The following is an 8,356-nucleotide window of genomic DNA, read 5'->3' on the forward strand; positions in this document are numbered from 1 at the left end:
GCTGGTATAATCGCCGACGTATTCACGGCCAATTAAACTTTCAGACGCCGCAAGAAGTAGAAGATCAGTTTCATCAATCAGCATGAAAAGTTAACTTATTTGTGTCCAAGATATTGACTCAGATCCAATGGCCCTTTAATGGAATAACTTTATTATCACTTAACAAGTTCTTAATCCACAAGAAAAACCGAAATCCCTCCTTTATAGATATGGTAAATTCTGGTTTATCTTTTTTTTCTAAACGGTTAAACTTTATTCAAAACCCACAGTAGCCCCGAATTCTACAACCGTTATTTGCCTTCAAGGCAAATAAAACGCCTTAAGGCGCTCTCAGTAGAAAATGGCATTGATCTTCTAGGGGTACAGCGTTAAGTGCTAGTAGCACTTGGTGTAGCTTTGAAATAAAATTTAATTGAAACAATGTTATTAATCTTGATAAACGAACAAAAGAAAAGAACATGTTTTGAAAAAAAGATTAATCAAAACATGTTCTTCTTATGTTAAATTGAATGATTTTTTATAAAAAGGTTTGATCATTTTTTGTTCCTTCTTCAACAAAAGCCCCCTTTAGTTTAAGTATTCCATCACAAAGTTTACCATTAACCACTTTTATTCATTCAATGTTCCAATTTTTATCATATGGTATCGAGGTGATGAGTCCAACTGAAGTATCAGTTTTCCCAACAAGCAAATAGTAATGACCATCTCTTATCACTAATGAACCAGGTGGTTGTTTCTCCTCTTCTTCCGTTAATTGTAATTCAGGTGCATACTCGATACGAATATCTTTAAACCTGTAGATTTCTTTCCATCTTTCGAAGTTGATATTTTCTCTATTTGATATAGCTTCAATTATTTGTTCAGCATCCTGTAGTACAATTTCATAATTATACGGATAGAGCAATCGAATTTTTTCAAGTGACTTTCCAGTGTGATCATTGTGGTATAACTCATTGAATGCAATGGTTATTTGAAATGTTCTATTTTCTAAAACATGATATATCCTCAGCGCTGCAATATGCTTGCTATTATCTACTACCTTGTCAAAATTCCAGCCTTTATAAGTATTTTTAATTTTCTTCAATAAAAAAAGGTTTGATATTGAACAATTAAATCCATCATTATCAAGATGCTCAATTATATAATCCTTACTATATGCTTCTTTCCGCAATTCTTCCCCGAAATAATAATCAAATGAGATCTGATGTAATGTTTTTTTATATTCCTTTGAATACGGATATTTGTAATTTTCTTTAGCTTCCTCGGTTTCAGGAATTCTAAATCTTGCATTTTTGATTAGGTCATACATTTCAGGAGTGTGGTCTACAAATGCTAGTTTCTTCATCCCCATAATGTTTATAGATATTTTATCATTCCATACTTTTAATGTTACTTGTTCCTTTTTATCCATAAATTTTCACCTTTCTAGATTCATACTTTTTGGTGTTCAATGATTATGTCCTCCTATGGGAACCAACAATCCTGAAAGGAATGAAGCGCTTGACTCCTTTTGACAAAACCTCTTGATCGATCTCCATTGCAACGTTAAAACACCTGTTAGTGAAATAAAAAAGAGTAATTATTCTATTTGTAAAGTATATTTTGCCTGCCCCGTCAGTTCAATAAGAAAAACTGAAGTGTAGATAATTCCGACTTATCTTTTTTACAAACGGTATGACTTTCTTTAAAACGGTACATCTTTTTTATAAACAGTACGACTTTATTTCAAAGCTACACTTAGACGAACAAATTCCATCCTTAAAGGTATACCTTTAAGGATATAAACAACCGGTGCTTTTTTGCGTTTGTAAAGGTTATTAAAATATATTTTAAACGTTTATAATACATAGTTGACCTTTATAAACTAATTAGATATCATAAGAGTATTAAATAGAACGTTAAAGGATTGATACTTAATGAATATTGGGTATATTCGAGTATCTAGCAAAGAACAAAACATTGACCGACAAGTTACAAAAATGAAAACGTTAGGCATTGAAGATCGTTTTACTTTCATTGATAAGCAAAGTGGAAAAGACTTTGACAGACCACAATATAAAGCTATGAAGGGTGTCATTCGTGAAGGGGATTTAGTTTACATAGACGCATTAGACCGTTTAGGACGTAATTATGATGAGATTATAAAGGAATGGAAGCATATCACTAGAGAAATAAACGCTGATATTATCGTATTAGAAAATGAATCTCTTTTCGATAGTCGCAAATTTAAAAACATGGGTGGTATGGGTAAACTCATGGAAGACCAATTCCTTTCATTACTTGCATATGTAGCCGAGCAGGAACGAAATAAGATATTACAACGTCAAAAGGAAGGCATAGCAGTAGCAAAAGCAAAGGGTAAGCATTTAGGTAGACCACAATTCAATTTACAATCACTTTCAAAAGATCAACGACAGAAATTAGAAAATAACTATCAAGCATGGGCGAATAAAAATATTACTGGTGTACAGTTTGCTGATTTGCTTCAACTAAAAAAGAATACTTTCTATAAGATCGTAAAGGAATATGAAGGAACATTAGAAGGATAGTCATTAAGACTATCCTTCTTTATTATTTAAATTGTTTATCTAACGAGGCGATTGATTCATCTATATTATCTTTGTGAAACTCCATTGATTCTTTATCGTCTTGACCTATAGCCACGTAATACATTATATAAGACCAAGCGAATTGATATATCTTTAAAATTTATGATTTCAATATTTAATAATTCAACATATCCCAAGGAAGTATAGCTTCTATTGAAAATAATAAGTAAATTCTCAAACTCTTTGCTCAATCATTTACTTTTGCATGCAAATTTTGCTATGAAAAAGGCGCTGATAAAGTCAGCGCCCATTATTGTCCTTAACTATTTACGATTTAATTTATATACTCGTGCTTCATATGGTCTTAACTTAAATTCGCTAACATTTTCCATTAAATCTACATCATAATTAGAAAGGCATAGCTCATATGAAAGATCCTTTAGTTCTGACGGCATGGTGAACCTTGCTTCTTCGGAGAAAAGGTTCGTTATTACTAACATCATGTCATCATCCTGTGATCTTGTGTAAGCATAAATCTTATCATGCTCAGGCAAGATTAAGTTATAATGCCCATAAACCAGTACATCGTATTGTTTTCTTAAATTAATCAGCTTTTTATAATAAGCATAAACCGAAAGCGGGTCCTGCAATGAATCTGCCACATTAATATCCTCGTAATTTGGATTCGTTTTTATCCAAGGAGTTCCTGTTGTAAACCCTGCATTCTCCCCGTTATTCCACTGCATTGGCGTTCTGGAGTTGTCCCGTCCATTTTTCCAGATAATCTCCATGATTTCCTGATGCGTTTTACCAGCTTCTTTTTCACTTTGATAAAGGTTTTTTGACGACACATCTCGATAATCCTCAATTGAATGGAATTGAACATTCGTCATGCCTATTTCCTGTCCCTGATAAATAAAAGGCGTACCCTGCATCAGAAAGTACATCGTCGCTAGGCACTTTGCGGATTCGACTCTATATTCATCATCATCTGCCCAAGAGGAAACAGAACGGGGCTGATCATGATTCTCGAGGAATAGGGCATTCCAGCCAATACCATCTAAACCGTTTTGCCATTTTGTCAGCGTTTCTTTTAATGAATGAATATCGAGGCCACCTGTGCTGCTTTTTCCCCAAAGATCTAGGTGCTCGAATTGGAAGACCATATTAAACTTACCTTTTTCTTCACTTACCCATTCATCTGCTTCATCGACACTAACGCCATTAGCTTCCCCAACGGTCATAATATCGTATTTATCAAATGTTTCCTTTTTCAGTTCTTCTAAAAATTCCTGAATACCATCTTGATTCATATGTCTATCAAAGGAGGAAACGTATTTCAGTTTGTTTGGATTCGGTAAGTCTGGAAAATTAGGGGCCTTTTTAATATGGGAGATTGCATCAACACGGAAACCATCAATCCCTTTATCGAGCCACCAATTAACCATTTCATATAAATCCTCACGCACTCTCGGGTTTTCCCAATTTAAATCTGGCTGCTTTCTTGAGAAGACATGCAGGAAGTATTCATCTGTCTGCTCATCATATTCCCAGGCAGATCCGCCGAAGATGGATTCCCAATTACTCGGTTCCTTACCTTCCTTCCCTGGACGCCAAATATAATAGTCCCGATATGGATTATCTTTTGAAGCTCTTGATTCAATGAACCATTGATGTTCATCAGATGTATGGTTAATCACAAGGTCCATAATAAGCTTCATCCCACGCGAATGTGTTTCCTCCAATAACTCATTAAAGTCAGCCATTGTTCCAAATTCGCTCATAATATCTTTATAGTCGCTAATGTCATACCCATTATCATCATTTGGAGATTTATAAATTGGACTAATCCATATAACATCAATACCGAGCTCCTGTAGATATTCAAGCTTGGAAATGATACCTTGAATATCTCCAATCCCATCTCCGTTCGAATCCATGAAGCTCCGTGGATAAACTTGATATGCTACCGCTTCTTTCCACCATTTTCTTTCCATTTCATTTCCTCCTTGTCAGACAAGGCCATCAATATTTTAAACAAAGTCTGGCCAATACAATCAAATATTTTCCCTGCTGTTTAGAGGGAGCGTTGACTTTCTTTCCACAATAATAGTTGGAATAATAATCTGCTTCTTAAACTGTGATGGGTCTTTTATTTCTTCTATAAGACATCTTGCTGATTCATAACCTAATTGGAAGATTTGTGTATCAACAGATGTCAGGGTCGGGTTAGTAAAATTAGTGAGCTGTGTATTATTAAAGCTAATGATACTTACATGGTCTGGTACCTTTATGTTTTTTTCCCTTAATACAATTAATGCATTTAAGGCGATTAAATCATCTGTTACGACGAGACCAGTAGGGGGATTATCCATATCCATCAGCTCATAAACGGCTTGCCTAACGGACTCGGCTGTCTTTGGATTTTTAATATAATCCTCTGCCAGCTTTAAATTATTTAGTAATACCGCCTCTTTAAATCCTTGCAAACGATATTTATTTACTTCAAATTCAAGCGATCCGCCAATAAATCCAAGCCTTTCATGTCCCATATCTATTAGATATTCTGCAGCGTCTCGAGCAGCCTTTACGTTATCATTATCAATATAGGTTATTTCACCTGCATTTGTTAATGGCCTGCCGATGACAACAAAGGGAAATCCGCATTCGGTAAGATATGGCACCACTTTATCATCCTGTTTGGAATACAATACGATGATGCCATCCACCCTTTTCCCTTGAACCATTTTGACGGTATCCTCAAAGATCTCCTCGTTGGAATCACCTGTCGTTAAGCTGATGCTGAAATCCTGCTTGTGACACCAGGCACTGATGCCACGCAAAACCTCTGGAAAAAATGGATCATTCAGTGATTCGCTTATCGAGTTTTTCATGACGATACCAATTGTCTTTGTTGATTGCTGTACAAGATTACGTGCATTTTGATTTATATAAAAACCCATATCTTCCATAACTTTACGGACCTTCCGCTTTGTTGCGTCGCTAATTTGGGGACTATCTGAAATTACACGTGATACGGTAGATGCAGCAACACCTGCTTCCTTTGCTACATTTTTAATTGTAACTCCCATATGTATAACACCTTTTTCTGTTTTCTAGTAATCATACAATAGTTAACCCACTCATGCTTAAATTTATGATTAATTAGTTGGCACTTGTTTCTTTAATTATGGAAACAGATAGTGCACCAATGATAAGCAGAATACCTGAAATTAAAATCATAGCAGGCATCGATGATCCTATTGCTGGGAATAGAATAAAGCTTAAGCAAGAAGCAATGATTTGCGGTAAACAGATACTGCCATTAAATAATCCAAGATATGTTCCCATTTTTTCTCCTGATAAGGCATTTGTAAGAATCGTAAAGGGAAAAGTCATCATTACCGCCCAAGCTATACCAATCAAGGCAAACGAAATAATTAGTGCCCATTGATTATGAATAAAGAATACGGAGCTAAAGCCGATACCTCCAAGAACCAGACTAAGAGCATATGCAGGTTTACGCTTATTTCTCTGTACTCGGGTCAACACAAGTGACCACAGTACGGCTCCAATTGCCTGAACAGCTGACAGCACACCAAACCAGTTACCAGCACTCTGGTAAGCAGCTGTAGTTGGATCAGCCGTATTCCAAACATTCGCTGCAATTGCACCTGTACCATATGTCCATAAATATTGGAACCCCATCCAGCAGAAGAATTGCACAACAGTAATGGTCCAAAATACTTTGGGAGCGTTACGAAGCAATTGCAGCATGCCTACTTTCCCTTTATTCGACTCTTCTGTAATACCGTGATATGCAGCATATTCAGCTGGCGGATATTCTTTAACCTTAACTATTGTAAACACACTGCAAATAATCAGGATGACTGCCCCTGCATAAAAGGAAATGACAACAGACGGTGGTACAGCACCCTTTGGCGCACTGTTAGCCACACCCATTATCGTTAGGATAAAAGGGAAAATACTAGCTAATACAGCACCACTGTTTGATAGAAAACTTTGAATCGAATAGGCAAACCCTTTTTGTTTTTCGTTAACCATGTCACCAACCATCATTTTGAATGGCTGCATTGCAACATTTGATGATAAGTCCATAAAAAGAATAGCGACTGCACCAAAGGTCAGGGCCAACACTGACCCGAAACCAAAGCCAAAACTACCAGCATTCGGAAGCAGGAACATAACAATTACTGCCACAATGGTACCCACAATTAGGTACGGGATACGACGTCCTAGTTGTGGCATCCATGTCCGATCCGATAAATACCCCACGATTGGCTGGACAACTAAACCTGCCAGTGGCGGCAGAATAAAGAAGAAGCCTAATTGCGTCGGATCGGCACCAAGCGTCTGGAAGATACGCCCCATATTTGAACTTTGCAATGAGAATGCCATTTGTACACCTAAAAATCCAAAGCTAATCATCCATATCGTACTAATTGGTAAATTAGGCAGTGATTGTTTAGATTCATTTTCATGATTGTCTACCGATTTTGCTTCAAGCATAACGTTTACCTCCTGTAACCTATAAAGTATTAGAATCCTTGGCTATCCCCAAGCCTTTTTGGTGATAGTCATTGCTGCACTTATGCAGGAAGAAAATGTCATACCTTCCCGCCTGCAAATCAATCGCATTCAAACTACTATGTAACTCCTTAATACCCTTGATAATCCGCAAACATAACGAAACCGTTTGCATTATGAATTGAGATTTATTTACAAAAGCGTAAAGAGTTAGATTATATGTATAACTAAACTTTGATAATAAAATAGTTAACATTCGAACAATAAGTATTATATATCAGTTTGCAAGATAGTGCAATCGTTTGCATAAAATCGCATGGGTAATAACAATATAATTCCGGAAGTCATTGTTAATAATGACGTCGAAGAAAAAGACCAATCAATCGTTGTCATAGGAAAAATATGGAGTATCCATCTAATGAATTGAATTTGGTAATGGTTGATACCTATGAAATTACTGATAGCGAGATTCCACTAAATAAAGCTCATCTTCCTACTTATGATACGGTTCCCCACTATTAATGTTAAACTACATCCTCAACAATCTCCCTCAATAAAGAATGTAAAATCTAACGATTTCTTCTGTTTTCTTAGATTTTCATAGTAGTCTTGTTTTAAAAATTATCTTCTGTATGGATAAAGATACATTATAAGGATAAAATTGGACATTTGAAGAAAAAAGACTCATAGCTTACTAACTAACAACTTACATAAACTGGGTAATTAGTAAAAATATGATCGCACTGGTGGATGTCCACATGTCTCATGGAGGTCAACCCTCCCATGCCTCACAGAGTCCTCGCTCTCAAATTCCTTCGTCCAACCTTTCCATGAGGTGGATGTCAGTTACGCTGGCCCACAGGGGCCTTACCCGAAGTTTTGTTGCTTTACTGACTAATCCGTGCTTCAAATGTATCCGAACCTTTAGTACCTAACTACTTACTACTTAATCTAATCTAAAACATAATCAACCGGCTATTTTCACATTCTCTGATACTGCCATATGAGGAATATCCTTTAACACCTTTTCTTCACTAAATTCAAATTGTTTTTTACCTATGGCAAAGAGTATACGTATGAGCTTATTACACAAGGCGATCAGAGATTGCATCTTTTTCAATGGGTTGTCAGGTCGTTGTGTATAATAGGTATGGAGTGCTTTAAAAGCTGAATTCTTCGCAACGAGTATCATACAGACTCTGAACAACAGAGCACGAAGTTTCTTTCTACCTCGCTTCGTAATCCTTGTTTGTCCCTTG

The 8,356-nt window shown here is 36.2% G+C and carries 5 protein-coding genes and 1 pseudogene; 1 reads left to right on the forward strand and 5 read right to left on the reverse strand.

Annotation, left to right across the window (positions count from 1 at the left end; translation table 11 throughout):
• Positions 1–613: 613 nt before the first annotated feature.
• Positions 614–1,411 (reverse strand): hypothetical protein, encoded by a 798-nt coding sequence (locus K9V48_RS26280; RefSeq protein ID WP_224142043.1) that lies wholly within the window; start codon positions 1,409–1,411, stop codon positions 614–616.
• Between the two features lie 505 nt (positions 1,412–1,916).
• On the opposite strand from K9V48_RS26280, the gene K9V48_RS26285 reads away from it, so the two are divergent.
• Positions 1,917–2,549, forward strand: a complete 633-nt coding sequence (locus tag K9V48_RS26285; protein WP_224142044.1) for a recombinase family protein — start codon at positions 1,917–1,919, stop codon at positions 2,547–2,549.
• A 323-nt stretch (positions 2,550–2,872) separates the two neighbouring features.
• Here the strand turns inward: K9V48_RS26285 and K9V48_RS26290 are convergent, their stop codons facing one another.
• From K9V48_RS26290 to K9V48_RS26305, 4 genes and pseudogenes are all read right to left on the reverse strand, one after another.
• Positions 2,873–4,546 (reverse strand): glycoside hydrolase family 13 protein, encoded by a 1,674-nt coding sequence (locus tag K9V48_RS26290; protein ID WP_224142045.1) that lies wholly within the window; start codon positions 4,544–4,546, stop codon positions 2,873–2,875.
• Between the two features lie 60 nt (positions 4,547–4,606).
• Positions 4,607–5,641: a LacI family DNA-binding transcriptional regulator gene (locus K9V48_RS26295; RefSeq protein ID WP_224142046.1), complete on the reverse strand. Its 1,035-nt coding sequence runs from the start codon at positions 5,639–5,641 to the stop codon at positions 4,607–4,609.
• Between the two features lie 73 nt (positions 5,642–5,714).
• The gene (locus K9V48_RS26300; RefSeq protein ID WP_224142047.1) at positions 5,715–7,079 is read right to left on the reverse strand and encodes an SLC45 family MFS transporter; all 1,365 of its coding nucleotides are present in this window, start codon (positions 7,077–7,079) and stop codon (positions 5,715–5,717) included.
• Between the two features lie 985 nt (positions 7,080–8,064).
• A pseudogene (locus K9V48_RS26305) lies at positions 8,065–8,356 on the reverse strand (IS110 family transposase); the annotation flags it as partial.

The sequence above is a fragment of the Metabacillus rhizolycopersici genome, assembly GCF_020075705.1.

Coding starts and splice junctions, on each gene's coding strand:
- K9V48_RS26280 (WP_224142043.1), bottom strand. CDS start 1,411: ATGGATAAAAAGGAACAAGTAACATTAAAAGTATGGAATGATAAAATA.
- K9V48_RS26285 (WP_224142044.1), top strand. CDS start 1,917: ATGAATATTGGGTATATTCGAGTATCTAGCAAAGAACAAAACATTGAC.
- K9V48_RS26290 (WP_224142045.1), bottom strand. CDS start 4,546: ATGGAAAGAAAATGGTGGAAAGAAGCGGTAGCATATCAAGTTTATCCA.
- K9V48_RS26295 (WP_224142046.1), bottom strand. CDS start 5,641: ATGGGAGTTACAATTAAAAATGTAGCAAAGGAAGCAGGTGTTGCTGCA.
- K9V48_RS26300 (WP_224142047.1), bottom strand. CDS start 7,079: ATGCTTGAAGCAAAATCGGTAGACAATCATGAAAATGAATCTAAACAA.